26 protein-coding genes are annotated in these 25024 nt (G+C 38.6%); 16 read left to right on the top strand and 10 right to left on the bottom strand.

All coding sequences use genetic code 11. The annotated features are described in order from the left end of the window. Positions 1-14: 14 nt before the first annotated feature. From ACR2MV_RS00880 to ACR2MV_RS00830, 11 genes are all read left to right on the top strand, one after another. Positions 15-566, top strand: coding sequence for a VanZ family protein (locus ACR2MV_RS00880; protein ID WP_434019983.1), 552 nt, complete (start codon positions 15-17; stop codon positions 564-566). A 78-nt stretch (positions 567-644) separates the two neighbouring features. Next, positions 645-1082, top strand: coding sequence for a VOC family protein (locus ACR2MV_RS00875; protein ID WP_434019982.1), 438 nt, complete (start codon positions 645-647; stop codon positions 1080-1082). Between the two features lie 26 nt (positions 1083-1108). After that, positions 1109-1624, top strand: coding sequence for a lactoylglutathione lyase family protein (locus ACR2MV_RS00870; protein ID WP_434019981.1), 516 nt, complete (start codon positions 1109-1111; stop codon positions 1622-1624). 96 nt (positions 1625-1720) lie between these two features. Then, positions 1721-2194, top strand: a complete 474-nt coding sequence (locus ACR2MV_RS00865) for a DUF6265 family protein (RefSeq protein ID WP_434019980.1) — start codon at positions 1721-1723, stop codon at positions 2192-2194. 16 nt (positions 2195-2210) lie between these two features. Next, the gene (locus tag ACR2MV_RS00860; RefSeq protein ID WP_434019979.1) at positions 2211-4226 is read left to right on the top strand and encodes a serine hydrolase domain-containing protein; all 2016 of its coding nucleotides are present in this window, start codon (positions 2211-2213) and stop codon (positions 4224-4226) included. Between the two features lie 3 nt (positions 4227-4229). Then, complete coding sequence (locus ACR2MV_RS00855) at positions 4230-5021, top strand: 3-keto-disaccharide hydrolase (protein WP_434019978.1); 792 nt, start codon at positions 4230-4232, stop codon at positions 5019-5021. 4 nt (positions 5022-5025) lie between these two features. Beyond that, a complete protein-coding gene (locus ACR2MV_RS00850; RefSeq protein WP_434019977.1) occupies positions 5026-5886 on the top strand; it encodes a 3-keto-disaccharide hydrolase in 861 nt (286 codons plus the stop codon). Between the two features lie 49 nt (positions 5887-5935). After that, positions 5936-7078: an NAD-dependent epimerase/dehydratase family protein gene (locus tag ACR2MV_RS00845; protein ID WP_434019976.1), complete on the top strand. Its 1143-nt coding sequence runs from the start codon at positions 5936-5938 to the stop codon at positions 7076-7078. 27 nt (positions 7079-7105) lie between these two features. Continuing rightward, positions 7106-8062: a TolB family protein gene (locus ACR2MV_RS00840; RefSeq protein ID WP_434019975.1), complete on the top strand. Its 957-nt coding sequence runs from the start codon at positions 7106-7108 to the stop codon at positions 8060-8062. 95 nt (positions 8063-8157) lie between these two features. After that, positions 8158-8616: a hypothetical protein gene (locus ACR2MV_RS00835; RefSeq protein ID WP_434019974.1), complete on the top strand. Its 459-nt coding sequence runs from the start codon at positions 8158-8160 to the stop codon at positions 8614-8616. A gap of 31 nt (positions 8617-8647) precedes the next feature. Beyond that, the gene (locus tag ACR2MV_RS00830) at positions 8648-10294 is read left to right on the top strand and encodes a beta-N-acetylhexosaminidase (protein WP_434019973.1); all 1647 of its coding nucleotides are present in this window, start codon (positions 8648-8650) and stop codon (positions 10292-10294) included. A 4-nt stretch (positions 10295-10298) separates the two neighbouring features. Here the strand turns inward: ACR2MV_RS00830 and ACR2MV_RS00825 are convergent, their stop codons facing one another. The 7 genes from ACR2MV_RS00825 to ACR2MV_RS00795 all read right to left on the bottom strand — a co-directional run bounded on the left by ACR2MV_RS00825 (position 10299) and on the right by ACR2MV_RS00795 (position 16856). Further along, positions 10299-10940 carry an O-methyltransferase gene (locus ACR2MV_RS00825; protein WP_434019972.1) on the bottom strand — a complete coding sequence of 214 codons (642 nt, stop codon included), beginning with the start codon at positions 10938-10940 and terminating at the stop codon, positions 10299-10301. A gap of 10 nt (positions 10941-10950) precedes the next feature. Continuing rightward, positions 10951-12387, bottom strand: coding sequence for a cardiolipin synthase (gene cls / locus ACR2MV_RS00820; RefSeq protein WP_434019971.1), 1437 nt, complete (start codon positions 12385-12387; stop codon positions 10951-10953). Between the two features lie 142 nt (positions 12388-12529). Then, complete coding sequence (locus tag ACR2MV_RS00815; protein ID WP_434019970.1) at positions 12530-13282, bottom strand: succinate dehydrogenase/fumarate reductase iron-sulfur subunit; 753 nt, start codon at positions 13280-13282, stop codon at positions 12530-12532. A gap of 40 nt (positions 13283-13322) precedes the next feature. Beyond that, positions 13323-15236, bottom strand: coding sequence for a fumarate reductase/succinate dehydrogenase flavoprotein subunit (locus tag ACR2MV_RS00810; protein WP_434019969.1), 1914 nt, complete (start codon positions 15234-15236; stop codon positions 13323-13325). A gap of 4 nt (positions 15237-15240) precedes the next feature. Further along, entirely contained in the window at positions 15241-15933 is a 693-nt protein-coding gene (locus ACR2MV_RS00805; protein ID WP_434019968.1) for a succinate dehydrogenase cytochrome b subunit, read from the bottom strand. Between the two features lie 85 nt (positions 15934-16018). Next, positions 16019-16276 (bottom strand): hypothetical protein, encoded by a 258-nt coding sequence (locus tag ACR2MV_RS00800; protein WP_434019967.1) that lies wholly within the window; start codon positions 16274-16276, stop codon positions 16019-16021. Between the two features lie 10 nt (positions 16277-16286). Beyond that, positions 16287-16856: a sigma-70 family RNA polymerase sigma factor gene (locus ACR2MV_RS00795; RefSeq protein ID WP_434019966.1), complete on the bottom strand. Its 570-nt coding sequence runs from the start codon at positions 16854-16856 to the stop codon at positions 16287-16289. A 125-nt stretch (positions 16857-16981) separates the two neighbouring features. Between ACR2MV_RS00795 and ACR2MV_RS00790 the strand changes: the two genes are divergently transcribed. The 5 genes from ACR2MV_RS00790 to ACR2MV_RS00770 all read left to right on the top strand — a co-directional run bounded on the left by ACR2MV_RS00790 (position 16982) and on the right by ACR2MV_RS00770 (position 22567). Next, complete coding sequence (locus ACR2MV_RS00790) at positions 16982-17641, top strand: succinate dehydrogenase cytochrome b subunit (RefSeq protein WP_434019965.1); 660 nt, start codon at positions 16982-16984, stop codon at positions 17639-17641. An 11-nt stretch (positions 17642-17652) separates the two neighbouring features. Beyond that, entirely contained in the window at positions 17653-19656 is a 2004-nt protein-coding gene (locus ACR2MV_RS00785; RefSeq protein ID WP_434019964.1) for a fumarate reductase/succinate dehydrogenase flavoprotein subunit, read from the top strand. Between the two features lie 9 nt (positions 19657-19665). Beyond that, on the top strand, positions 19666-20406 hold the full coding sequence (locus ACR2MV_RS00780) for a succinate dehydrogenase/fumarate reductase iron-sulfur subunit (protein WP_434019963.1): 741 nt from the start codon (positions 19666-19668) through the stop codon (positions 20404-20406). A 197-nt stretch (positions 20407-20603) separates the two neighbouring features. Further along, positions 20604-21761, top strand: a complete 1158-nt coding sequence (locus tag ACR2MV_RS00775) for a methionine aminotransferase (protein WP_434019962.1) — start codon at positions 20604-20606, stop codon at positions 21759-21761. A gap of 26 nt (positions 21762-21787) precedes the next feature. After that, on the top strand, positions 21788-22567 hold the full coding sequence (locus ACR2MV_RS00770) for an amidohydrolase (protein ID WP_434019961.1): 780 nt from the start codon (positions 21788-21790) through the stop codon (positions 22565-22567). On the opposite strand, the gene ACR2MV_RS00765 is transcribed toward ACR2MV_RS00770, so the two are convergent. The 3 genes from ACR2MV_RS00765 to ACR2MV_RS00755 all read right to left on the bottom strand — a co-directional run. Beyond that, on the bottom strand, positions 22564-23316 hold the full coding sequence (locus ACR2MV_RS00765) for a lysophospholipid acyltransferase family protein (RefSeq protein WP_434019960.1): 753 nt from the start codon (positions 23314-23316) through the stop codon (positions 22564-22566). The two genes, ACR2MV_RS00770 and ACR2MV_RS00765, sit on opposite strands and share 4 nt — an antisense overlap. A gap of 47 nt (positions 23317-23363) precedes the next feature. Then, positions 23364-23798: a hypothetical protein gene (locus tag ACR2MV_RS00760; RefSeq protein ID WP_434019959.1), complete on the bottom strand. Its 435-nt coding sequence runs from the start codon at positions 23796-23798 to the stop codon at positions 23364-23366. Between the two features lie 96 nt (positions 23799-23894). Beyond that, positions 23895-25024, bottom strand: a 1130-nt coding sequence (locus tag ACR2MV_RS00755; RefSeq protein ID WP_434019958.1) for a TonB-dependent receptor domain-containing protein, incomplete at its 5' end; no start/stop codon positions are given.

Raw genomic sequence — 25024 nt, 5'->3', positions numbered from 1 at the left:
TATTGATCTAACAGATGGGTTTATTTCATTCGAATAAAGAGAAACATTTATGGTTCCTGGCCTTGCTGGTAGTTGCTGTTATTTTTTCCAGCCTGTTTTTAGGACTTCCCTTCCTTGAATTATTAGCCAACCAGAATATCCAGGCAGCATTGTTTGTTGCTGGAATGTTGCTCACAGCGATTTTAATAATATACGATGGCACGCGCAATAAGGCGGGCAACAAGTTATTTGGTGTATATCTGGGCTTAGTAGCTGTTTATCTGATGCTTTTTTTGAGACTGGGCCTTGCCGAAAGAAGCCATTTAATTGAATATAGTGTGTTGGCAATTTTTGTATTTCGCGCGCTTACAGAACGGTATAAAAACAATTCTAAACCCTTGAAATCAGCATTGTTGGCCTTCTTAATTACTTGTATAATTGGCGGTATAGACGAGATGTTACAGCTATTTCTTCCCAATCGGGTTTTTGATACAGAAGATATAATATTTAATTGTTTTGCGGCTTTGGCAGCCATCAGTTCAAGTTTGTTTTTGAGATGGGCCCGAAAGAAATTTAAAAAAACATGAATTAAATGGAGTATCTTAGAGAATCATTTTTCAATGAAGAATTGGAAAAGGAGTTTCATCCGATTAATTCGCCAAACCATGACTACAATCAGCACCTACTTACGATTTAACGGGAACTGCGAATCAGCATTCCTTTTTTATAAAAAAGTATTCGGTGGTGATTTTCAACATTTAGGAAGGTTTTCTGAAATGCCGCCACAAGAAGGAATGCCTCCCATACCAGATGCAGATAAAGACAAAGTGATGCATGTAACCCTGCCTATTGGCGGAGATGCCGTTCTCATGGGAAGTGATACCATGGCACCCTATAACGCTGATTTTAATGCAGGAAATAATTTTTCTATTTCTATTCATTCAGATTCTAAAGAAGAAGCTGAAAGGCTTTTTACTGCTTTATCTGATCAAGGGAAAATAATCATGCCTATGAATCAGACCTTTTGGGGCTCATACTTCGGTATGTGTACTGATCAGTATGCAATCAGTTGGATGATCAATGTAGATGTAAACACACTTTAATAATAACTAAAACTAAGAAGAACATTATGAGCACAAGCAATTACCCCAGGTCCTTTTCACATGTTGGGATTACAGTTCCGGACATTCACAAGGCAGTACAATTTTATGAGGAGGTGATGGGATGGTATATAATAATGGCACCGTCGAAAGTTACTGAAGAAAATGAAACAGCTATTGGACAAATGTGTATTGACGTTTTTGGTACAGGATGGGGAACCTTTGATATTGCCCACATGTCAACATCAGATGGTATTGGAATAGAACTGTTTTCTTTTCCGAATATGAGCGACGAAAAACCAGAATTCTCACCCTTCAAAACAGGTCTTTTTCACTTCTGTGTTCAGGATCCTGATATTGAAATGCTCACCGACAAGATTGTGGCATATGGAGGAAAGCAACGGATGCCGATTCGTGAATACTATCCAAATGACAAACCCTATAAAATGGTGTATGTGGAAGACCCGTTTGGTGTTGTCTTTGAGATCTATACCCATAGTTATGACTTAACATATTCTGCAGGTGCTTATCAGGATAAACTTTAATCTGATGTAAACTTTTTCTATATTTTGTTATCTAACAACCAAAGGGTTGATTCTTGATTAATTCTTATCTTAGAGCAGCTTAATCAAACCAGCCCTATGTTAAAAACGAGTAGTACTTTAATCTTATTTTTATTCCTTTCATCGTTTATCGGCCTTGATCTGGAGCGGCCTGTTCCAACGGCAAATAAAGATTTTACCTGGTTATTGGGATCTTGGCAGCGCGCCAATGAAAAAGAAGGTCGACAAACCTATGAACATTGGACAAAACAAAGCAATACGCGATATATAGGAATAGGATGTACCCTGAAAGAAGGAGATACGATCTGGAAAGAGAACATCGTTTTGCGTGAAGTTGAAAAACAGTGGCAATTTGAGGTAATCGGGCAGGGTGAAGTAAAAGCCACCGTTTTTAAATTAACTCAAATTAAAGAGTCCAGTTTTACCTGTGAAAATCCAGCAAATGAATTTCCAAAAATAATAAGCTATCATAAGTCAGCTTCAGGACTGAAAGCAGAAATTTCAGGAGGAGGACCTCAGATTGTATTTGAATTTAAAAAAATAAATGATTAACATAAATGCCCTTAACATGAAAATACCCCCCTTAAAAATTTGTGGATTCATCCTGTGCTTATTCATATCAGCCCTTAGTTATGCCCAAGTTGACCATGGAAGTCTTGAAGTAGGCAAACCTCAAAATCATTCAACGAATTCACTCGAGAAACACATATTTCATCTCGATTTAGAGCAAGAGCAATTTGTTTTTTTAAGAGTGATACAACAAGGTGTTGACCTTCAAATTTCGACCTATGATGTAAATGGTGATAAAATGGCGGATTATGACAGCCCTAATGGTACAGAGGGCCCCGAAATTGTTCAGTTAAACTCTGATGAGAAGGGGGTGTACAAAATCGAAGTATACCCTTATAATGAAGAAGCATTTGAAGGGGATTATGAGATTCAACTCGATTTGGTTGAACCCATAGCACAAACTAAAGAAGGTAAAGTCGATCAGGCTTTTTATGCATATAGATCCAATGATGGGCCCGGAGCTTCTGTGGCGATTCAACAGAATGGAAAAATGCTCTATTCAAAAGGGTACGGCCTGGCAAATTTAGAATACGATATCCAGGTGGAGCCAAGTTCCGTGTTTCACATAGCATCAGTTTCAAAACAGTTTACAGCCTTTTCGATTTTACTATTGCAGGCCGATGGCAAACTGAATGTCAACGACGATATCAGAAAATACATTCCAGAAGTGCCTGATTTTGGAAAGACGATTACTTTACAACACTTGGCAACCCATACCAGCGGATTAAGAGATCAATGGAACCTTTTAGTGATGGCAGGATGGAGAATGGATGATGTGATCACCAAAGAGCATGTTTTAAAACTTGTAAGCCGTCAGGAAGAATTAAATTTTGAGCCTGGTGAAGAAATGTATTATTGTAATACCGGTTTTACGTTACTTGCTGAAGTTGTCGCCAGAGTATCGGGAATGTCCTTTGCGGAGTTCACCAAAGAGCGAATCTTTGATCCTTTAGAAATGAATGAAACGCTGTTTTATGATGATCATGAGAAAATAGTTAAGAACAGGGCTTATTCTTATCATTCTTCAAATAACGGTTACAAGAAAAGTGTATTGAACTATGCTAATGTGGGCGCCACAAGTTTGTTCACTACAGTGGAAGACCTGAGCAAATGGGCTGCTAATTTTGATAATACCAAGGTGGGTAGTAAAGAAATCATACATGATTTAAATACAAGGGCTGTGTTAAACAACGGAGATACAATTGCAGCTGCTATGGGTCAATTTGTCGGAAAATATAAAGGACTTGACGAAATCCAGCACGGAGGTGCGGATGCTGGATATAGATCGTATTTGACAAGAATTCCTGATGAGCAATTTTCAGTAGCGGTATTTGGAAATTCTGCCTCTTTTAATTCAGGAAATCTTGCACATGCTGTAGTGGATATTTATTTATCTGATCTTATGGAGGAGCAAGAAGAAGCAGTATCCCCAAAAGAGCCTGAAGAAGCAGGTAAAGAAAATAACCTTTCATTAAATCCAGAATTGATCAAAGCATATGTTGGCGATTACGAATTACAACCGGGCTTTAATATAAAGATATTTGAAGAGGAGGGTGGTTTGGCTGCCCAGCCAACAGGACAATCAAAAACCACATTAGAGGTGCTTTCTGAAACTGAATTTAACGTGCCTGGGGTTGGTGCAAAACTAATTTTTGAAACAACAAACGGGTCAGCCGCCAGCTACTTTGATTTGCACCAAGGAGGTCAGATTACAAAAGCAGAACGCTTGGAGGAATTTGACAAAGAGGAAGTAGACCTAAATGATTTTACGGGAGAATATTACAGTCCGGAATTAGCAACCAATTATAGTTTAAAAATGAAAGAGGGCAAATTGATTGCCGAACATCAAAGAACCGCTGACATTGAATTAGACCCCGTCAAACCAGATGTATTTAACGGGAGTCAATATTATTTCAGACAGGTTGAATTTAAAAGAGATGATCAGGGTAAGATTGTAGGATTTGCCGTTTCAAACGGAAGAGTTAGAAATTTAAAATTTAATAAAATCAACTAAAAAATGAACCTTAAAAATTATTATACCACCCTGTTTGTATTGTTTATATGCATAGGAAATGTATCAGCACAATTTGACGCTCCTAATACGCCACCAGAAGAATCTCCCATGCCAATGAAACCCGAAATGACTGAGATTTGGGAGCCTGAAGTTACCGTTGTAACACCAGCGGATATTTTGGGGGATGCTCCTTCGGATGCGATCATTTTGTTTGATGGAAAGAATCTCGATCAATGGGTGAGTCAAAAGGACGTGAGTCAAGCGGCTCCCTGGAAGATTGTAGATGGGAAATTTTTTGAGGTAGTGCCCAATACTGGTGGAATTCAGACCAAAATGAAATTTGGAGACTGTCAATTACATATTGAGTTCAGCGCTCCGGATGAGGTAAAATTTTCTGGACAGGGAAGGGGTAATAGTGGTGTTTTTTTCCAAAATCGCTATGAATTGCAGGTACTGGATTCATACCAGAACAGAACGTATAGAAACGGACAAGCCGGAAGTATTTATAAGGATCATGCCCCCTTGGTAAATGCTATGAAACCTCCTTTGGAGTGGAATACCTATGATGTAATTTACACGGCACCCAGGTTTAAACCGAATGGAGTTCTTGAAAGCCCTGCTCGAATTACTGTCTTGCACAATGGAGTGCTGGTTCAAAATAATGCGACCATCAACGGACTCACGAAATACATTGGGTTGCATGATTATCCTGAATCACATGGAGAAGATGTGATTTCTTTGCAAGATCACGGTACAACGGCTCAGTTCAGAAATATATGGATCCGAAAATTATAGCACGATGAATTACCTATATCTGATTTCGCTGCTACTACTGGTTTCATCAAACCAGAATAAAGAATGGACAATTCTATTAGATAAGGAACTATCTCAATGGGACAACTACCTTAGCTATGCCTACCCTGAAGGTTATAATGGGGAAATCCCGAAAGATGCACAAGGAAATGCCCTAAAACCTATCGGTGTAAATAATGACAGTTTTGGTGTTTTTACGATTTTAGAGAAAGAAGGAGAACCTGTCTTGAGAATTAGTGGAGAGTATTATGGCTGCGTGGTTACTAAAAAAGAATATCAGAATTACCATCTGAAGCTTAAAGTAAAATGGGGTGATTTGGTATGGCACCCAAGAAAGAAATTATTAAAAGATTCAGGGGTTTTATATCATTCGATTGGTCCCCACGGGGCTGAATATTGGCGGTCGTGGATGTTGTCTCAGGAGTTTCAGGTAATGCAGGGTCATATGGGTGACTTTTGGAATCAGGCGACCTCAGCTATTGATATCAGAGCCTATATTCCGGAGTCTATCATGAATCCTGTTGCCGATAAGTCCCAGGCTTTTTTACCCATTGGAGAAGGCGAAGAGGTAAGTTCTTATTGTATGCGGAGCGCTAATTTTGAAAAACCACATGGAGAATGGAACAGTTTGGAACTCATTTGTTTTGAAGGTAAAAGTCTTCATATTGTCAACGGAGAGGTTGTGATGATTTTGCAAAACTCAAGATATGTGGAAAATGGAAAAAAAATTCCGTTGGAAAAAGGAAAAATTCAGTTACAGAGTGAAGCTGCGGAGGTATTCTACAAGGATATTGCTATGAAAGAAATAAGTGCGCTTCCGAAGGATTACCAAATGTATTTTGAATAATTCTGACATAATCATAGGCTCTTAAGTCTTTTGTAAATCAATTCAAGACATGTTGAAATCAAGAAGAAAATTCCTAAAAAAGAGTTCAATAGGCTTGTTGTCTATTCCCTTGCTAAGCGCTGGTTTACTTTCGTTTGTGCCAAAAGCATCAAAACCTCTTAAAATATTAATTTTAGGAGGAACAAGTTTTTTAGGACCGCATCAAATTGCCTATGCCATTCAAAGAGGACATCAGATAACCACCTTTACCAGAGGGAAATCAAAACCAACGGTTCACCTTGATTTAATGGATAAGGTAGATCAGCTAATAGGTGATCGAGATTCAGATCTATCTGCTTTGGAAAAAGGAGAATGGGATGTTGTTATTGATAATTCAGGCAGAAAAACAGCATGGACCGAGGAATCCGCCAACCTGTTAAAAGAACGGGCAGGGATCTATATGTATACTTCTTCAACCGGAGTTTTCTATCCTTATTTACAGGATTCAGTTGATGAGGAATTTCCAGTAAGGTTAACAGCGCCTGATCAAATAGAAAATGAAGAGGAGAAAATGGAGTATTGGTACGGAGCCATGAAAGCAAGCTCTGAGGCCGCTACCATAAAGGCTTTTGGCAAGGATCGAGCTGTTATTGTTAGACCAACCTACATGTTTGGACCCGGAGACAAGACAAACAGGTTTATATATTGGGCCATACGATTTAAACGGGGAGGGAACGTCATGGTACCTGGAAAAACCGAAGACAGGGTACAATATATTGATGTCAGAGATGTAGCAGAATGGATGATTCGTCTGGCAGAGCAAAAAACAGCAGGAACATTTAATGCATCCGGACCTGCTAAGACCCAGACAATGATAAAATTTGCAAAAGAAGCAAAAAACAGCTTTGATGTGGATACGAAGCTGGTGCAAATTGATGATTATGAATTTCTAAAAAAACAGCATGTTCCACACTTAATCCCTTGGATAATGCCAGTGGGGAAAAATTATGGATCCGCCAGAATTGAAAATAAAAAGGCTATTGGAGCCGGAATGACCTTTAGAGATCTTAAAACCTCCATTCGAGAAACCCAGGAGTGGTGGATCTCTGAAACAGTTAGCCAAAGCAGGCGTGATAAATTTGAACTAAAGCCAGGCTCTGTATTACAAAGAGAAAAAGACATTCTCGCGTCCTGGGCTGCCTACAATAAATAGATGTTTAAAATTTGATGAGATTTGCCAATGATTAAGACAAAGATTAAGATTACAGGCTTGCTGATTATTTGCCTCGCTTATATGGGCCTTGCTCAAAATAATGATGTAGTTCAACCCGCATTTACAGCCTTGAAAGAATATCCGAAGGTCAGGGATTTTACACTTTCAAATTCAGGTAAGGAGGCCTACTTTTCTATTCAAAGTCTGGATGGTACCATATCGGTTATTTCTAAGATAATCATGGAGAACGACACATGGTCTTCACCGATCAAGGCGATTTTTTCTGGCCAACATCACGATATTGAACCCTTTCTTTCACCTGATAATTTACGCTTGTATTTTGCCTCTTCACGGCCCAAGAATAATCAGGACCATAAGGCAGAGGACTATGATATCTGGTATGTTCAGCGTAGTGGATTAAATCAACCCTGGAGCGAACCAGTAAATATGGGAACAGCAGTAAATTCAGATCAGAATGAATTTTATCCTTCGGTAGCTCACAATAAAAACCTGTATTTTACTTCTGACCGTTCTGGTTCGAAGGGGAAAGATGATATTTTTTATAGTCGATGGGATGGAAAGGTCTATGAGACACCTGTTTCTCTGGGTGCAACGATCAATTCGGAAGGGTATGAGTTTAACGCCTATATTTCTCCCTCTGAATCTTTTTTGATTTTTAGTGGATACAATAGAAAGGATGGCTTGGGTTCGGCCGATCTATATATCAGCCATAAAGGATCGGATAAAAATTGGCGAGAAGCGATCAATTTTGGATCCGTTATCAATTCAGATAAGATGGATTATTGTCCATTTGTTGATGTCAAAAACAAAACTCTTTACTTCACAAGTCAGCGAAGTGCTGTTAACGCTCAAAAAGCCCTTGAAAATGGAGATGAGTTTTTAATAGAACTGAACAAATACGAAAATGGAATGAGCAGGATTTATAAAATTGGCCTGGAAACCATCTTTCATATTAACGAATAATTTTTAGGTGAAATTATGAAGTTTTCAAAGGATTCAGTAGGTGGATACGGATGAAACTTAGTACTTTTAAAGACTGAATTTAAGAAAAAGTTTCTATGAAGAATACCATCAGAATGATTGCGCTTATCGGCTTGATTATAACCCAGGCTTGCGACACTAATGACTGCGAAGACGTGGCTTGTTTCACACCACCACGAGGCTTTGCTTTTGAACTTGTGGATGCTCAAACCAGAGAAAACTTATTTACCAACGGGACCTTTGATTCTGACCAGATACAGGTGCTGAATATGGATGATAATTCAAAAAGAGAATTCAGTTTTATCTCGGAAGATGACCTAAATATTATTCAAATTGGCTCAATAGGATGGGAAACGGAAATTGCGGAGGTCGTTTTAAAGGTAGGCGACAAAACGATTTTGAATTTATACGTGGACTGTGAAAGACTCTCCAGGAATTGCTGCAGTTTCACAGAGTATAATGAAATCAGAATTGAGAATGCTGAATATGAACTCGATCAACAGAGTGAAGTGTATACAGTATTGATCCAACAATAAGAATCATATCATTTTTAACGTATTACATTCCATGAAAAACCTCCTTATACTGTTTATATCAGCCCTGATTTTCAGTTGTTCTGAAAAATACCAAGACACTGTAAATGTGGCAGGGGATTATCAAATTATTCCAAAACCAGAATATCTGAAAGCAGCCAATGGACGTTTTTTGCTTGCTCCTGACACCAAAATCATTTCTGATTCTGTATTGCTGGGTGAAGCGGCTTATTTAAAAGAATCAATTGAGAATAGTTCGGGAAGAAAGATTCAAATCGGTTCGACTGAAGCTAAAAGGAATGTAATCATTCTGGAGGTTGATTCAAAGATTGAGCACAAGGAGGGATATCAGTTATCAGTAACCAATAAGAGAGTGCTGATTTCAGCAAGTACGAACCAGGGTGTTTTTTACGGTATACAATCATTGCTGCAGCTTTTGCCGATAGATGACAAAAGCGATACAATACCGACCAAGGATGTAACAATTCCAGCGGTTCAAATTGAAGATCAACCCAGGTATGGTTATCGGGGCATGCATTTAGATGTGGGGCGTCATTTTTTTGGTGTTGAGTACGTCAAAAAATACCTTGACCTTATAGCCATGCATAAAATGAATACCTTTCATTGGCACCTAACAGAAGATCAGGGCTGGCGTATAGAAATCAAAAAATATCCTAAACTCACTGAAATTGGAGCGTATAGAAAAGGAACCGCTATTGGTTTGGCTGGTAGTAGAAATGCGCCTTATACCTATGATACGATACCCTATGGTGGTTTTTATACCCAGGAACAGATCAAAGAAGTGATAGCCTATGCTGCTGAAAGGCATATTACAGTTATTCCGGAAATAGAACTGCCCGGTCATTCTTTAGCGGCTCTGGCGGCATATCCTGAATTGGGTAACGGAACGGGACCTTATGAGGTAGCCAAGAGATGGGGTATTTTTACACAGATCTATGCACCCAGTGAAGAAACTTTTCAATTTCTTGAAGATGTACTAACAGAAGTGATGGCCTTGTTTCCCAGTAAATATATCCATATTGGAGGCGATGAGGTAATTAAGAAAGAATGGGAAGAAAGTGCCTATGCTCAGTCATTGATAAAGAAAGAAGGTTTAAAAGATGAACATGAACTTCAAAGTTATTTTGTGCAAAGAATCGAGAAGTTCCTGAATGCAAACGGACGGGATATGATTGGATGGGATGAAATTTTAGAAGGAGGATTAGCACCCAATGCAACCGTAATGTCATGGCGAGGTGTTGAAGGAGGAATCGCTGCTGCGCAACAGCATCACCATGTGATTATGACCCCGGGGACTCACTGTTACTTTGATTATTATCAAGAAGCCGAAGAAAACAGAATTGAAGAACCGATTACAGGAAGCAAAAGACATACCACGGTAGAAAAGGTTTATTCATATGAGCCGACTCCGTCAGAGTTAAGTCAGGAAGAAGGAAGTTATATATTGGGAGTTCAAGGGAATGTATGGACTGAATATATGCCTACATGGGAACAGGTAGAATATAAAGTTTTACCGAGAATGACGGCCTTATCTGAGGTGGGATGGTCGAGTCCGGAAAATAAAAACTGGGATGATTTTAGGTGGCGATTACAGCAAATGGCCAAGCGATATGATACCTTTGGCTATAACTATGCCAAATATGTGATCGATGATAAATAAAGAGCTATTTGACCCTGCTGATGGTCAGGCCATCTCTTATAGGTAATAGCACGGTTTCAATTCTGGAATCTTCATTCATTAATCTGTTGTATGCTATCAGGGCTTTTGTATCTTCATCTTTTGGGTTTGGGGTTTCAGTTACTTTTCCACTCCAAAGCACATTGTCAGAAAGAATGACGCCTCCTGAGTTCATCTTATCAATGACTGCTCTAAAATAATTGGCATAGTTTGACTTATCGGCATCTATAAAGACCAGATCGAAAGGACCATCTATTGTGGCCAACACCTCGAGGCCCTGACCCAGGTATTGTTTTATCTGATCTTTAAAATTGGAACGATCAAAATACTTTCTTTGAAAATCATACAATTCTTCATTGTGATCGATGGTGTGCAACAGGCCGTTTTCCGACATGCCTTCAGCGAGGCATAGTGCCGAATATCCTGTATAAGTACCGATTTCCAGTATACTTTCTGGCTGTATAAGTTTAGAAATCATGGAGAGAATTCGTCCTTGAAAATGACCGCTGATCATTCTTGGAACCAAGGCTTTTTGCCAGGTTTCTTTGAATAGTTCCTGAAGTAATTCTGGCTCTTTCTGAGAATGGTCCGTGGCGTACTGATCGATGTTTTCCGGTAAAAAATTCATGCGTTTTCGTTTAAAGTATGGGTGCAATTAATCGGGCAATGGAGCAGAGCACCTTGATGTACAGTGGTCTATTCTTCAAATCTATCAATTGCAATTTATGACAATCTTTTAAATCTTCTTCAAAATGGACTTTGAGTTTTGCAGCAACATCTCGGTCTCTTATAAAGGCATTTACCTCTGCATTGAGGCTAAAACTTCTCTGGTCCATGTTGGTGCTGCCTACGGTGCTGATAAGTTCATCGACCACCATCACTTTTGAATGCATCATACCTTTGGTGTAATAATAGACCTCAACGCCACTGCGAATCAGATCTTTCAAATAGGTTTGAGAGGCATAAAAAGCCGTTTTAATATCCGGTTTTTCCGGAATAATGAGTTTTATATTTATACCGCTTTTCGAGGTTATTTTCAAGGCATTAAAAATTGACTCGTCGGGTATAAAATACGGGGTTGTGATCAGTATTTCTTTTTTGGCATTGGTAATCATTCCAAAAAAAGCCTCCATGATAGTCTGATTATTTTTACCATAGTCGCTGCCGAGAATACTCGTAGGGATGTTATTGGAAATGTTGAATGAGTTGTTGAACCTTACTTCATCGAGGTCTATTTTTTTACCACTTACAAAATACCAGTCACTTATAAAAAGGTATTGTAAATCAATTACCGCTTCCCCTTGTATCATCAGGTGGGTATCTCTCCAGTAGAGATCAATAGTATTGGGATTTATATATTTATCTTTGATATTAATACCCCCCAGAAAGCCGGTTTCGTTGTCTATAATCGCAATTTTTCTGTGATTTCGATAATTGGCTTTATGAGCCAGTCTGGAAAAAAGAACAGGCATGTAAGGGTAGGTTAAAACACCTGCATCATTCAGTTTTTTTAAGCCCGATTTACTGATAGAACTTCCAACATCGTCATATATGATTTTTACTTTTACACCTTCTATCGCTTTTTGACATAGCAGGTCGAACAAAGCAGTACCGATGATATCATCTTTAATAATATAATAATCCAGATGAATACTTTTTGTTGCTTTTTGAATTTCTCTGAAAAGTGCAGGAAATTTTTCTTCCCCATTGATCAGTATTTGAATACGGTTATTTTTAGTGAATTGTACCTGTTCAATATTATAAAATAAGGTGGGTAACTTTGCAGAACTAAATTCGTTACTAAAGTCAAGTCCATTGCTGCTGGCTTTATTAATCTCATTGATATATACCTTGTCAAAATAGCGCTTTTTAGTCAGGATTTTCTTTTTGTGATATTGAGCACCGAACAGGAGATAAATTATAACACCACCCACAGGAACCAGAAGAATCAGGAAAATAAATGCAAATGATTTTTCAGGCTTCTTATTATCCAGAATAATGGTCAGAATAATGAAACTGATAAAAATATAATAAGCAATTAAGGCAAAGGGCCTAATGGTTTCGATATAATCCATCGTATATAGAAAATACAGTCTGATTAAATTAAAAATTCTTCTACATATCATTGATGAGGTCCTGAATTTTCAAGGCCTCAAATAAATATAATTAATAAGAATGAATAATGTACCCTTTGAACTTTAAAAAAGAGTCAGCCGTCTATTTATTATCGATGAGCAATTTTGAACGATTGTATTCAAAGTTCATTCTGGCGATATCTACCAAGGGAATTTCCTGAGGACATACCACAGCACAAGCCCCTGTATTTGTGCAGCTTCCAAACCCTTCCTGATCATGTGTATCAACCATATTTACAACCCTTTCTGCCCGTTCCATTTTTCCCTGAGGTAATTTCACCAGATGCGAAACTTTGGCTGACAGGAACAAGGCTGCAGAGGAATTTTTACAAACAGCAACACAGGCACCGCATCCAATACAAGCTGCACTATCCATGGCAGACTTTGAATCATCGTGATGCACAGGTATACTATTGGCCTCAGGAGCCATACCTGTAAAGGATGAGATATATCCGCCTGCCTGTATGATTTTGTCTAAGGAACTTCTGTCTACTTTCAGATCTCTTATCACTTTGAAAGATGCAGCTCGAAAAGGTTCAACGATCAACACATCTCCATCTTTAAAAGATCTCAGATGCGTCTGACAAGTGGTATAGTGAACCCCCGGACCATGGGCCTTTCCGTTAATAACCAAAGAACATTGACCACAAATTCCTTCCCTGCAATCATGATCAAATTCGATGGCGGGTTCTCCTTTGACAGAAAGTTGTTCATTCAGCAGATCCAATAGTTCTAAGAAGGCCATGTCTTCGCTCAAATCTTTAAGTTCATAGGTATGCAAGGCACCTTTGCTATCCGCATCCTTTTGTCGCCATATTTTTAACGTTAGCTTCATTGAATTTCGTTTTAAATAATTTACATGAATGGGCTAAAACCTATTTATAAGACCTAACGGCGGTTTCAACTTCTGTAAACGTCAATTTTTCCTTGTTAAGTTTCCAATTGTTTCCATCGATCCATTCCCATGCGGATGAAAACATAAAATTTTTATCATCTCTTAGAGCCTCTCCATCTGAAGTCTGATATTCTTCTCTAAAATGAGCACCACAACTTTCCTTTCTTTCCAAAGCGTCAATAGCCATTAATTCGGCTATTTCTAAGTAATCAGCCAACCTGCCTGCTTTTTCCAATTCCGAATTAGGCCCTTCAGCATCTCCTGAAACAGCAACATTTGTCCAAAACTCATGACGTAATTTTTTTATTTCTTCGATCGCCCATAACAGGCCTTTTTCATTTCTTGACATGGCCACTTCCTTGAACATAATCTGTCCCAGTTTTCGATGAATCTGATCCACGGCAACCGTACCTTTTATGCGGAGGATTTTATCGATCTGAGCTCTTACATCTTTTTCAACCTTATCAAATTCAGGATCCTGTGTTGAAAACGAGGCGGAATTGATATCCTCACTCAAATAATTGGATATGGTATTTGGAAGAATAAAGTTTCCGTCAACAGAGGCTTGTAGTAATGAATTGGCTCCTAGCCTGTTGGCTCCATGGTCAGCAAAATTTGCTTCTCCAACAGCAAAAATTCCGGGAAGGGTTGTTTGTAGCTCATAATCAACCCAGAGTCCCCCCATAGAAAAATGGGCGGCAGGAGATATTTTCATGGGCTCCAGATAGGCGTTTATACCGGTGATTTTCTCATACATAGAAAATAGATTTCCATAACGTTCGGCAATGAGCTCTTTGCCCAGATTATGAATGGCTGTTTTAAAATCCAGGTAGACTGCATTTTTTAGATTTCCTACGCCATAACCAGCATCAATTCTCTCTTTTGCCGCTCTGGAAGCAACATCTCGAGGAACCAGGTTTCCAAAGGCAGGATACCTTCTTTCTAAATAATAATCTCTTTCCTCTTCGGGAATGTCGATTGGTTTTCTTTTCTCCTCTGGATTTTTTGGTACCCAGATTCTTCCATCGTTTCTGAGGGATTCAGACATCAAGGTTAACTTGGATTGATGTTCTCCCGATTGCGGTAGGGCCGTTGGATGAATCTGTGTCCACGAAGGGTTGGCAAAAAAGGCACCTTTTTTATGTGCTTTCCAGGTGGCTGACCCATTGGAATTCATGGCCAAGGTGGATAGATAAAATAATTTTCCATACCCTCCTGTACCGAGAACAACGGCATGTGCAGCGTGTCGCTCGATTTCACCGGTCACCAAATTTCGTGCGATGATTCCTCTTGTTTTTCCATCAATAACAACAAAGTCAAGGATCTCTCTTCGTTCGTATTGCTGCAGTTTTCCAACCTTCACCTGTTTCATCATGGCCTGATAGGTAGCCAAGAGCAATTGTTGCCCGGTTTGGCCTCGGGCATAGAAGGTTCTTGAGACCAATACGCCTCCAAAGGAGCGATTACTTAAATAACCACTGTATTCCCTGCCAAAGGGAACGCCTTGGGCGACCATGTGGTCGATTAACTGGGTGGAACATTCCGCCATTCTGTAAACGTTCGATTCCCTCGATCTAAAATCTCCTCCCTTGATGGTGTCATAGAACATGCGGTAGACATTATCCCCATCATTTTTATAATTCTTAGCGGCATTTACACCACCTTGAGCAGCTACGGAATGTGCTCTTCTGGCACTGTCCTGAAAGAAGAATACTTTTACATTATAGCCTAATTCAGCTAAAGAGGCAGCAGCTCCTCCTCCCGCAAGCCCCGCCCCGACAACGATAATGTCCAGCTTTTTTCGATTGGCGGGATTGATCAGTTTGTTGTGAGCCAAATAGTTTTGCCACTTATCTTTTAAAGGTCCCTCAGGGTTTTTTGCATTTAAAGCCATGTTCTCAAATATCTTTAAAGTAAATAATAATTGGAATGATTGCGTATAGGATTGTCATAATTACACTGAACCACAGCGCAAACACCTTGACAAATCGAACAACTTTTTTTTGATAAACCCCTAAGGAGGTATGTGCGCTTTCAATACCGTGTATCAAATGGAAACCCATAGCCAAAATGCTGATGACATAAAGGATGACAAACCATTCCACTTTAAAGGTTGCGACCACTAAATTATACAGGTCTTTTTCGGTTTCCAATACCTTATATTTGAGCCAAAATTGTGCCATATGAATGATGATAAAACCAGCCAATATGGTTCCCAGAATCCCCATATTGCGAGCATACCACTTGCTGGAAGTACGATCCTTAACAACATAGGCAGTACCTTTAGATTTGCGATTCTGAATGGTAATTAAAATGGCATCTACAATATGTATGATGATAAAGGCATACAGAATCCAGGCAATAACAGAAACCGGCCAGAAATGCACCAGAAAATGAGAATATGCATTGTACATATCGTGCACATTGGCAACATTGCCCCAAAATTCTATGGGAAAAAATCCATCCGGAATAATTAGGATAAGATTACCAATAAGGTGGATGATCAGAAAAAAGCTTATAAAGAGGCCTGAGATGGCCATCATGTTTTTACGGCTTACTGAACTTTTGAACAGTCCTTTTTTTGCTTGCATGGGAAAACATTAAGATCTACTCCAAAGATAAAAAAAACGGTATTGAATATTCAATACCGTTCACACTAATTTTCTATCTAACCTCTTATTTATTCAGTTCGTTGCGAAGATTTTTTTCAAGTTCTTTTTTTTCTTCTTCGCTCATCTTTTCCAGACCTTCACAAGGCTTTAAGTTTTTACCAAAAATTTGACTCATGATATTGTTTTGCTTTGTATAGCTCATGCAAAATTTACACATAAACAAATGCCAGTTCAATCGAATTTTATCATAAAGGCTTGCTTCTCCGTATTGGTTCTTATCGCAAATTGTTGTAGCCTCGTCGCAGCTAATTATAAATCCCATACCTCACACATTAATTGTTAAACCATTTTTGTTCCATGCAATTTCTAAGTTGAATTCTTGCTCTATGAATGATTACCCATAGGTTTGACGCTGTAATATCCAGTTCATTACAAATTTCTTCTGTCTCGTAATTTTGAACTGTTTTCAGCATAAAAACGATTCTGTATTTTTCCGGCAAATTTTCAATACAGCCTTCTAAAGCCCTTTTTAGTTCTTCGTTTTCAATATCTTTCTCAGCATCGTTCCCCCAGTTCTGAGGTACGCGCTCTTCGATCCAACGACCTTTATTTTCACCGTCTTCATAAAAGTTCATACGAACCTCTTTTTGCCCCTTGGCAGAATTTATTTTCCTGTAGTGGTCAATTATTTTTCGTTTCAATATGGAAACTAGCCAGGTTCGTTCGGCAGCTTGTCCGCGAAAGTTATCTTTGCCTTTTATAGCAGAGAAAAATGTTTCCTGAACAAGATCTTTAGCCAGCTCCTGACCTTCGATTCTGGTGATGGCATAATTGTATAAATAGTCAGCATATAGATCAATCCATTTATCAGGATTTAACGTGTGCTTCGGGCTTGCGGACATTCTTGTTTAACTTTAGTTTGGCATAAATATAAGAATGTTAATCAAATAAAAATAATCGACCTAAATAAGGGGATAAAAATTAATGTATTTGGTATATTTGTGCTCTATTTTATAAATCTAGTAAAATGAGCGGATTTTTATCTTCATCAATCGCAAGAAAGGTCGCTATGGCTTTGTCGGCACTTTTCTTAATATTCTTTCTAATAATTCATTTAGCGGTCAATATCACCTCTTTGTTTAGCGAGAATTTATTCAATCAAATGTCCCATTTTATGGGAACCAACCCACTTATTCAATTTGCATTGCAGCCAGTCCTTATTTTTGGAGTGGTTTTTCATTTTGTAATGGGCTTTGTTTTGGAATTGAAAAACAAAGGAGCAAGAAATGTAAAATATGCGAAGTACAACGGAGCAGCGAATTCTAGTTGGATGTCAAGAAATATGATTTATTCCGGATTGGTAATTTTGGCCTTTTTGGTACTTCATTTTATTGATTTTTGGTTTCCTGAAATGAATCACAAATATATTGAGGTACTTCCTGAAGATCCGAATCGCTATTTTGAAGAATTGCAGCACAAGTTTGTGAGTCCTTTGCGTGTTGGAGCGTATGTAATTTCGTTTGTTTTACTGGCATTACACCTTTTACATGGTTTTCAATCGGCTTTTCAATCAATTGGATTTAACAACAAATACACCAGTGCGGTGAAGTCATTTGGCAAATTTTATTCATTTGCTATACCATTTGGCTTTATAATTATTGCTTTATATCATCACTTTAACCATTAATCTATTCATTTATGACTAAGTTAAACTCTAAAATACCAAAGGGTCCAATAAAAGATAAATGGACAACATATAAGGATAATATCGACCTGGTTAATCCTGCGAATAAAAGAAATATTGACATTATCGTTGTGGGTACCGGACTTGCAGGAGGATCCGCGGCGGCTACCTTGGCAGAACTGGGGTACAATGTAAAGGCGTTTGCTTACCAGGATTCTCCAAGAAGAGCGCACTCTATTGCAGCTCAGGGAGGAATCAATGCTGCTAAAAACTATATGGGAGATGGTGATTCGAATTACCGTCTTTTTTATGATACAGTGAAGGGTGGTGATTATAGATCAAGAGAAGCCAATGTGCACAGACTGGCAGAAGTGTCAGGAAATATTATTGACCAATGTGTGGCACAAGGTGTTCCTTTTGCCAGAGATTACGGAGGCTTGTTAGACAACAGGTCATTTGGTGGGGTATTGGTTTCAAGAACTTTCTATGCCAAAGGTCAAACGGGTCAACAACTGTTATTAGGTGCTTATTCAGCTATGAACAGACAAATTGCTCGTGGAAAGATTGAAATGTTCAACAGGCATGAAATGCTCGATGTTGTTATTGTTGATGGAAAAGCAAGAGGAATTATAACGAGAAACCTCATAACAGGAGAGATAGAAAGACATAGTGCACATGCCGTTGTTATCGGAACCGGAGGATATGGAAATGTATATTTTCTTTCTACCAATGCGATGGGTTCAAATGCGACTGCAGCATGGAAAATACATAAGAAAGGGGCTTATTTTGCAAATCCTTGTTTTACACAAATACACCCTACCTGTATTCCAAGATCCGGTGATTACCAGTCAAAACTGACTTTGATGTCGGAGTCTCTCAGAAATGATGGAAGAATATGGGTACCGGCAAAATTGGAAGATGCAAAAGCTATTCAGCAAGGTAAAAAGAAACCTACGGAACTCTCAGAGGAAGAAAGAGATTATTTCTTGGAAAGAAGATACCCTGCTTTTGGTAACCTGGTACCGAGGGACGTTGCTTCCAGAGCGGCTAAAGAAAGATGTGATGCCGGTTTTGGAGTGAATGCTACAGGAGAAGCGGTGTATCTTGACTTTGCAGCGGCCATTGAAAGATATGGAACTGAGCAGGCTAAACTAAAACATATTACGAATCCTTCTAAGGAGAAGATCACGGAATTAGGTGCAGCCATTGTGGAGGCAAAATATGGAAACTTATTCCAGATGTATGAAAAGATCATCGATGAGAATCCATATAAAACACCTATGATGATCTACCCGGCAACTCATTATACGATGGGTGGGGTTTGGGTCGATTATAACTTGATGACTACTGTACCTGGCTTGTACTGTATCGGTGAGGCTAATTTCTCAGATCATGGTGCGAACAGATTAGGAGCTTCTGCTTTGATGCAAGGATTGGCCGATGGATATTTTGTATTGCCTTATACGATTGGAGATTATTTATCGGATGAGATTCAAACAGGAAAAATTCCGACGGATACTCCTGAATTTGATGAAGTAGAAAAAGAGGTAAAAGAAAGGCTGGCATTCTTTGTGAATAATGAAGGAAACCACACAGTTGATTATTACCATAAGAAATTGGGTAAAATCATGTGGGATAAAGTAGGGATGGCCAGAAATAAAAAAGGGCTGAAAGAAGCGATTGAAGAAATTCATGCACTTCGTGAAGATTTTTGGAAAAACGTAAAAGTAACCGGTGAATTGAATGAATTGAACCCTGAACTTGAAAAAGCAGGTCGGGTAGCTGACTTCCTGGAATTAGGAGAGTTATTTGCCAAAGATGCTCTAGAGAGAGAAGAGTCTTGTGGAGGTCACTTTAGAGAAGAACATGTTACTGACGACGGAGAAGCTAAAAGAGATGATAAGAACTACGCTTATGTAGCTGCCTGGGAATATACAGGAAAGCCAAGCGAAGCTATTTTGCATAAAGAACAATTAGAGTTTAATGATATTGAATTGAAAACACGCTCTTATAAATAAAAAGACATTATGAATTTAACGTTAAAAATTTGGAGACAAAACGGTGCGCAGGATAAAGGGCGTATGGTGGATTACAAAGTGACTGATATTTCTGAGCATATGTCATTTTTAGAAATGATGGATGTGTTGAATGAAGGGTTGGTTGCTAAAAATGAAGACCCTGTTGCTTTTGATCACGATTGTAGAGAAGGTATTTGCGGAACTTGTTCCCTGCATATCAATGGGGAGCCTCACGGTCCGGACAGAGGAATTACTACCTGTCAATTGCACATGAGAATGTTTAACGACGGAGACACCATTTATATTGAACCATGGAGAGCCAAAGCGTTCCCTGTAATCAAGGATTTGGTGGTAGACAGAACTGCTTTTGAAAGAATTCAACAGGCAGGGGCCTATATCTCGGTAAATACTTCCGGAAATACACAGGATGCGAATGCCTTGCCAATACCAAAGGTGGATGCGGATCTTTCAATGGATGCTGCGGCATGTATTGGATGTGGAGCCTGTGTGGCCTCTTGTAAGAATTCATCAGCGATGCTGTTTGTAGGAGCCAAGGTTTCACAATACGCACTGTTGCCGCAAGGTCGGGTAGAAGCCAAAGAACGTGTGATGAACATGGTGAAGCAAATGGACGAAGAAGGTTTCGGAAACTGTACCAATACAGGAGCATGTGAGGTGGAATGTCCTAAAGACATTTCTCTTGAAAATATTGCCAGAATGAACAGAGAATACTTAAAAGCCAGTATTTAGAATAGTTCATTTAGTCAAAGGATAATTTAAATGAGCCCCTGACACAAGTCAGGGGCTCATTTATGTTCTGAAATATCGAAAGTCAGCATTTTTAGAGTTTGATTTTGGTCCAGAATCTAAAGACCAATATTTAACAGATCTACCTGCAATTAATTTAAAAAACCTTAATTTTATGGGAACATCAAATACGCCATCTCATGCCAGAATTAAAGTTTCCAGTTGCTTCTAAATTCCCCAATACTGAAACCAGTATTTTCGCTGTCATGAGCAAGTTGTCGCATGAGGAAAAGGCGATTAATTTGTCCCAAGGATACCCAGACTTCGCAACATCATCAGAATTGATAGGGCTGGTAAATCAGGCCATGGAACAGGGCTTTAATCAGTATGCACCGATGCCAGGAATTTATTCTCTCAGAGAAATGATTTCTGAAAAGCTTCACTTTATGTACGGTACGGAGTACCAACCGGAAACGGAGATCACCGTGACGGCAGGAGCTACACAGGCTATTTATACAATAATAACGGCCTTTGTTGGACAGGAGGATGAGGTGATTATTTTTTCTCCAGCCTATGACTGTTACGCACCTTCCATTCGAATAAACGGAGGGAAAACAATTGAAATTGAATTAAAATCACCGGACTACGGGGTAGATTGGAAAGAGGTAAAAGCGGCTATTTCCCGGAAAACCAAAATGATCATTATCAATACACCTCACAACCCAACAGGAACTGTGTTGTCGAGCGATGATATGCTGATGCTTGAAAATCTGGTGAAAGACTCAAATATCATTATTCTGAGTGATGAAGTATATGAACATTTGATCTATGATGGAAGGGAACATCAGAGTATCGCAAGGTTTCCTGACTTGTCCAAGAGAAGTTTTTTAGTGGCTTCCTTTGGTAAAACATTCCATAATACCGGATGGAAAATGGGCTATTGTGCAGGCCCTGCTGAATTGATGAAAGAATTTAGAAAAGTGCATCAATACAATGTATTTAGCGTGAATCATCCGGTTCAAAAGGCATTATCGATCTATTTAAAAAACAAGAATAATTATCTCAGTTTACCCAGCTTTTTTCAACGTAAAAGAGATTTGTTTTTGGATGCCATTAAAGATTCTAAATTTTCATTTACACCTTCATCTGGTACGTATTTTCAGTTGCTGAATTATGCTGAAATCAGCGATGAATACGACCTCGAATTGGCCAAAAAATGGACTAGAGAACTGAAGCTTGCCTCGATTCCGATTTCTGTTTTTTATGAAAACAAAATTGACAGGAAGGCGCTTCGTTTCTGTTTTGCCAAAAGCGATGAGACCTTGTTAAAAGGCGCTGAAATATTGAATAGTATTTGACAGAGAATTACAAAGTATAAAGATCCATGGACCAACAGTTAAAAATTAGTTTGATTCAGACCGACAATAGTTGGGAAGATATCGAGGCAAATCTTTTGAGTTTGACACAGAAACTAAAAGAAACGGCAAAAGATGTCGATCTGATCGTGCTCCCGGAACTATTTTCAACAGGTTTTACTATGGAAGCTGACGATGTAGCCGAATCCATGGATGGAAAAGGCATAAGCTGGATGAAAGCGATGGCTGAGGAAAAACAAAGCCTGCTTATTGGCAGTCTGCTGATCTCAGAGGCAGGCGTTTTCTATAACAGACTTATTGTGGCATTTCCAGATCGAAGCATACGCTGCTATGACAAGCGGCATTTATTTTCCTTTGCAGGAGAGGACAAGGTATTTAAGGCTGGAACAGAGCGCTTAGTGTTTGAATATAAAGGGTTTAAAATTTGTCCTTTGGTATGTTACGATTTGAGGTTTCCGGTGTGGTCCAGGAATACCGAGGAAATCGATGTCCTGATATATGTTGCAAATTGGCCGGATGCCAGAATGCAGGCCTGGGATACTTTGCTAAAGGCAAGAGCCATTGAAAATTTGTGTTATGTGTTGGGTGTTAACAGGGTAGGAGTCGACTCAAATAACTTGGTGTATACGGGTCATTCATCCGTATTTGATGCCATGGGAGACTCTTTAATCAATTCAGAACCATCAAAAGAAGGCATCTATGATACTTTTTTGAAAACTTCACACCTTGCAGCCGTGAGAGATAAATTCAGCTTTTTAAACGATCGGGATGACTTTCAGATTACTTAAGAATTCACATCGGGATTTAATTGTTGCAGGGCATTTTTAATAGTTCCTTCAGTTCTTTCCAAGAGGGCATCAAAAGGCATAGAATCACTTTTGATAGGCTCATGCGCTTCCATGGTGACTTTGATACCTACACCCAAGGGAAAGGCTCCTTTTCGTACCAATCTCCAGGAATTGTTAATCGATAATGGAATGATATATGACGATGGTGCTTTTTTGACCATCATTTTAAGCCCACTTTCGCGAAATGGTTTGGGAATGGCAATCTTACTCCTTGTTCCTTCTGGAAAAATAACCGCCGTGAGATTATTTTCTTCAATATTCTGACCAAATTTCATCAAGGTATTGATGGCTTGGCGTCTGTCTTTTCTATCAATAAGTACATTGTCACCGTGTCGTAAATTATAAGAGACACTCGGAATCCCTTTTCCCAGTTCTTTTTTGGAAACGAAGTTTGGAAAATTTTTGAGAAAGTACCTGTACATCGGAGGGATGTCATAGGTACTTTGATGGTTTGATACTATGATGATTGGAGCATCCTTAGGGATGTTATGTTTGTTGATAAACTGTACCCTTGAAAATAAAAAGAACAAACTCCAGGTAAGCCCAATATTAAGTGCAACAACACTTGCTCGATGTGCTTTTTTGCCAAATACATTAAAACAAACCCATTGAATAGGGTGGAAAATCAATAAAAGCAAACCAAAAACCAGGTAGTGAATTACTGATAATGGATAGGATATTAGTTTCAAAAAGAATGCCATTTAAATCCTCTTAAATAATTACCGTTTATTATTCTCTAGAAAGACAACCACTGACTCCATGGAATTCTACTCAAAACAAAAAGTAAACCCAGCCCATAATAAAGGGTGATGGTTTTGAATTTACCAGCATCTGTAGTTTGTTTTTTATGCTTAGAAAAGCCCATCGTAATTAACACGATGGCCAGAATCATCATTAATGGATGTTCGACTACAAATAAGCGAATTGCAGGTTCTTTCATAGCAGCTCCCATACCATTTTCGAGTACATATGAGAATTGAGCCGACATAAAAAAAGCTAAAAAACCTATTAATAACTGTATGTGAGAAACGATGAGGGTGAACAAAGAGATTCTTAGATCTTTATCTTTGAATTCTTTTTTTGAAGTCATACCCAAGGCAGCATTAATTACCGCAAAGATCAGGATGAGTAAGGTTATATAAGCCCATCCAGAGTGTAACATTTTAATCATGGTAGTAGATTTTTAATTAGTAGGTCAAAAGTAATCATTAAAAAACAAAACCCCACTTATTCAATAAGTGGGGTTTAAAAAATAATTTATTTTGTATTAGAAGTTATAACGAACGCTTAGGTTCCAAGTAATTCCTAAACCAACAAACCCGCGGTTAGCTGAATCAACACCGTAGTAGTTACTACCATTTGCGTTGTCATCTCCCGATTGAATGTTTGTACTAAGTTCAGAAATATAATTAGTATCAAAAAGGTTGTTAATATTTCCTCTAAAGTATAAGTTATTCGTTTTTTTACCTACAGGAAGTCTGTAAGAAGCACCGAAATCCATAATTCCGAAAGCTGGTAATTTCAAGTTCTCTTTTACAGCTCCTACATTAGAATAAAGGTCAGCGTAATATCTGTAGTCAGCATCGATTGAAAAACGCTCTGTAATTCTCCAGTCAGCTCCTAATCCAAAGGTAGTTTGTGCAGCATCACCTACTTCACCACCATCAACATCGATAATTTCTTCTTCAATGATATTTTGATCTTCATCAGCAACTCTGGTTACTGAATTTCCTTTGTATCTCCAGTTTCCTAATGAAAGGAATCCTCTGGCTCTTAAAGAGTTTGTAATTCTATATACACCATCTATTTCAAGACCCATATGAAGTTGTTCAACACCAAAGTTTGTTGTATAAAGAACAACGTCCTGTCCTGTATCAGGATCTGTTTCAACATCCGAAGAACTTACCACTCTGTCTTTCCACGAAGTGCTATATAAGTTCACACTACCAGAAAATTTGTTGCCAGTATACTTATATCCTAATTCCATACCGAAAATCTTTTCATTTTCAGTCAATGGATTTACCTGGTTAGTAAAGTTCAAGTAGATATTATCATGATAAGGTTGACGAGAATAGTATCCGATGTTTCCATAAACACTATTTTGAGCGTTGATAAAATATGCACCCCCACCTTTAATATTAAAACCGAAATTGCTTACTTTTTCAGAATCTGTTCCAGGCTCAATATTGTCTGGTAACGGCACTGGCTCCCCTGTATCAGGGTCAATAACATTTTGAGTAGAAGTACCATCGATCAAATCTTGGTCAGCATACTGGTAATAGTCAAATCTCTGGTGATTTTGATTAGAGATAGACCCTTGAACGAATGCAGAGAAATTTTCATTAGCATACTCTAATTGAGAAAATAGACCTCCATAAGTAATTCTTTCATCATTAC

Origin of the sequence: Lutimonas sp. (assembly GCF_051011215.1) — a bacterium.
GTDB lineage: Bacteria > Bacteroidota > Bacteroidia > Flavobacteriales > Flavobacteriaceae > Lutimonas.
Note: the sequence above shows the minus strand (reverse complement) of the source record. Positions and strands in the feature narration are given on the sequence as shown.

Excerpts from the sequence above, each read along its gene's own strand:
- ACR2MV_RS00880 (WP_434019983.1), top strand. The coding sequence starts at position 15 with ATGGGTTTATTTCATTCGAATAAAGAGAAACATTTATGGTTCCTGGCC.
- ACR2MV_RS00875 (WP_434019982.1), top strand. The coding sequence starts at position 645 with ATGACTACAATCAGCACCTACTTACGATTTAACGGGAACTGCGAATCA.
- ACR2MV_RS00870 (WP_434019981.1), top strand. The coding sequence starts at position 1,109 with ATGAGCACAAGCAATTACCCCAGGTCCTTTTCACATGTTGGGATTACA.
- ACR2MV_RS00865 (WP_434019980.1), top strand. The coding sequence starts at position 1,721 with ATGTTAAAAACGAGTAGTACTTTAATCTTATTTTTATTCCTTTCATCG.
- ACR2MV_RS00860 (WP_434019979.1), top strand. The coding sequence starts at position 2,211 with ATGAAAATACCCCCCTTAAAAATTTGTGGATTCATCCTGTGCTTATTC.
- ACR2MV_RS00855 (WP_434019978.1), top strand. The coding sequence starts at position 4,230 with ATGAACCTTAAAAATTATTATACCACCCTGTTTGTATTGTTTATATGC.
- ACR2MV_RS00850 (WP_434019977.1), top strand. The coding sequence starts at position 5,026 with ATGAATTACCTATATCTGATTTCGCTGCTACTACTGGTTTCATCAAAC.
- ACR2MV_RS00845 (WP_434019976.1), top strand. The coding sequence starts at position 5,936 with ATGTTGAAATCAAGAAGAAAATTCCTAAAAAAGAGTTCAATAGGCTTG.
- ACR2MV_RS00840 (WP_434019975.1), top strand. The coding sequence starts at position 7,106 with ATGATTAAGACAAAGATTAAGATTACAGGCTTGCTGATTATTTGCCTC.
- ACR2MV_RS00835 (WP_434019974.1), top strand. The coding sequence starts at position 8,158 with ATGAAGAATACCATCAGAATGATTGCGCTTATCGGCTTGATTATAACC.
- ACR2MV_RS00830 (WP_434019973.1), top strand. The coding sequence starts at position 8,648 with ATGAAAAACCTCCTTATACTGTTTATATCAGCCCTGATTTTCAGTTGT.
- ACR2MV_RS00825 (WP_434019972.1), bottom strand. The coding sequence starts at position 10,940 with ATGAATTTTTTACCGGAAAACATCGATCAGTACGCCACGGACCATTCT.
- cls (WP_434019971.1), bottom strand. The coding sequence starts at position 12,387 with ATGGATTATATCGAAACCATTAGGCCCTTTGCCTTAATTGCTTATTAT.
- ACR2MV_RS00815 (WP_434019970.1), bottom strand. The coding sequence starts at position 13,282 with ATGAAGCTAACGTTAAAAATATGGCGACAAAAGGATGCGGATAGCAAA.
- ACR2MV_RS00810 (WP_434019969.1), bottom strand. The coding sequence starts at position 15,236 with ATGGCTTTAAATGCAAAAAACCCTGAGGGACCTTTAAAAGATAAGTGG.
- ACR2MV_RS00805 (WP_434019968.1), bottom strand. The coding sequence starts at position 15,933 with ATGCAAGCAAAAAAAGGACTGTTCAAAAGTTCAGTAAGCCGTAAAAAC.
- ACR2MV_RS00800 (WP_434019967.1), bottom strand. The coding sequence starts at position 16,276 with ATGGGATTTATAATTAGCTGCGACGAGGCTACAACAATTTGCGATAAG.
- ACR2MV_RS00795 (WP_434019966.1), bottom strand. The coding sequence starts at position 16,856 with ATGTCCGCAAGCCCGAAGCACACGTTAAATCCTGATAAATGGATTGAT.
- ACR2MV_RS00790 (WP_434019965.1), top strand. The coding sequence starts at position 16,982 with ATGAGCGGATTTTTATCTTCATCAATCGCAAGAAAGGTCGCTATGGCT.
- ACR2MV_RS00785 (WP_434019964.1), top strand. The coding sequence starts at position 17,653 with ATGACTAAGTTAAACTCTAAAATACCAAAGGGTCCAATAAAAGATAAA.
- ACR2MV_RS00780 (WP_434019963.1), top strand. The coding sequence starts at position 19,666 with ATGAATTTAACGTTAAAAATTTGGAGACAAAACGGTGCGCAGGATAAA.
- ACR2MV_RS00775 (WP_434019962.1), top strand. The coding sequence starts at position 20,604 with ATGCCAGAATTAAAGTTTCCAGTTGCTTCTAAATTCCCCAATACTGAA.
- ACR2MV_RS00770 (WP_434019961.1), top strand. The coding sequence starts at position 21,788 with ATGGACCAACAGTTAAAAATTAGTTTGATTCAGACCGACAATAGTTGG.
- ACR2MV_RS00760 (WP_434019959.1), bottom strand. The coding sequence starts at position 23,798 with ATGATTAAAATGTTACACTCTGGATGGGCTTATATAACCTTACTCATC.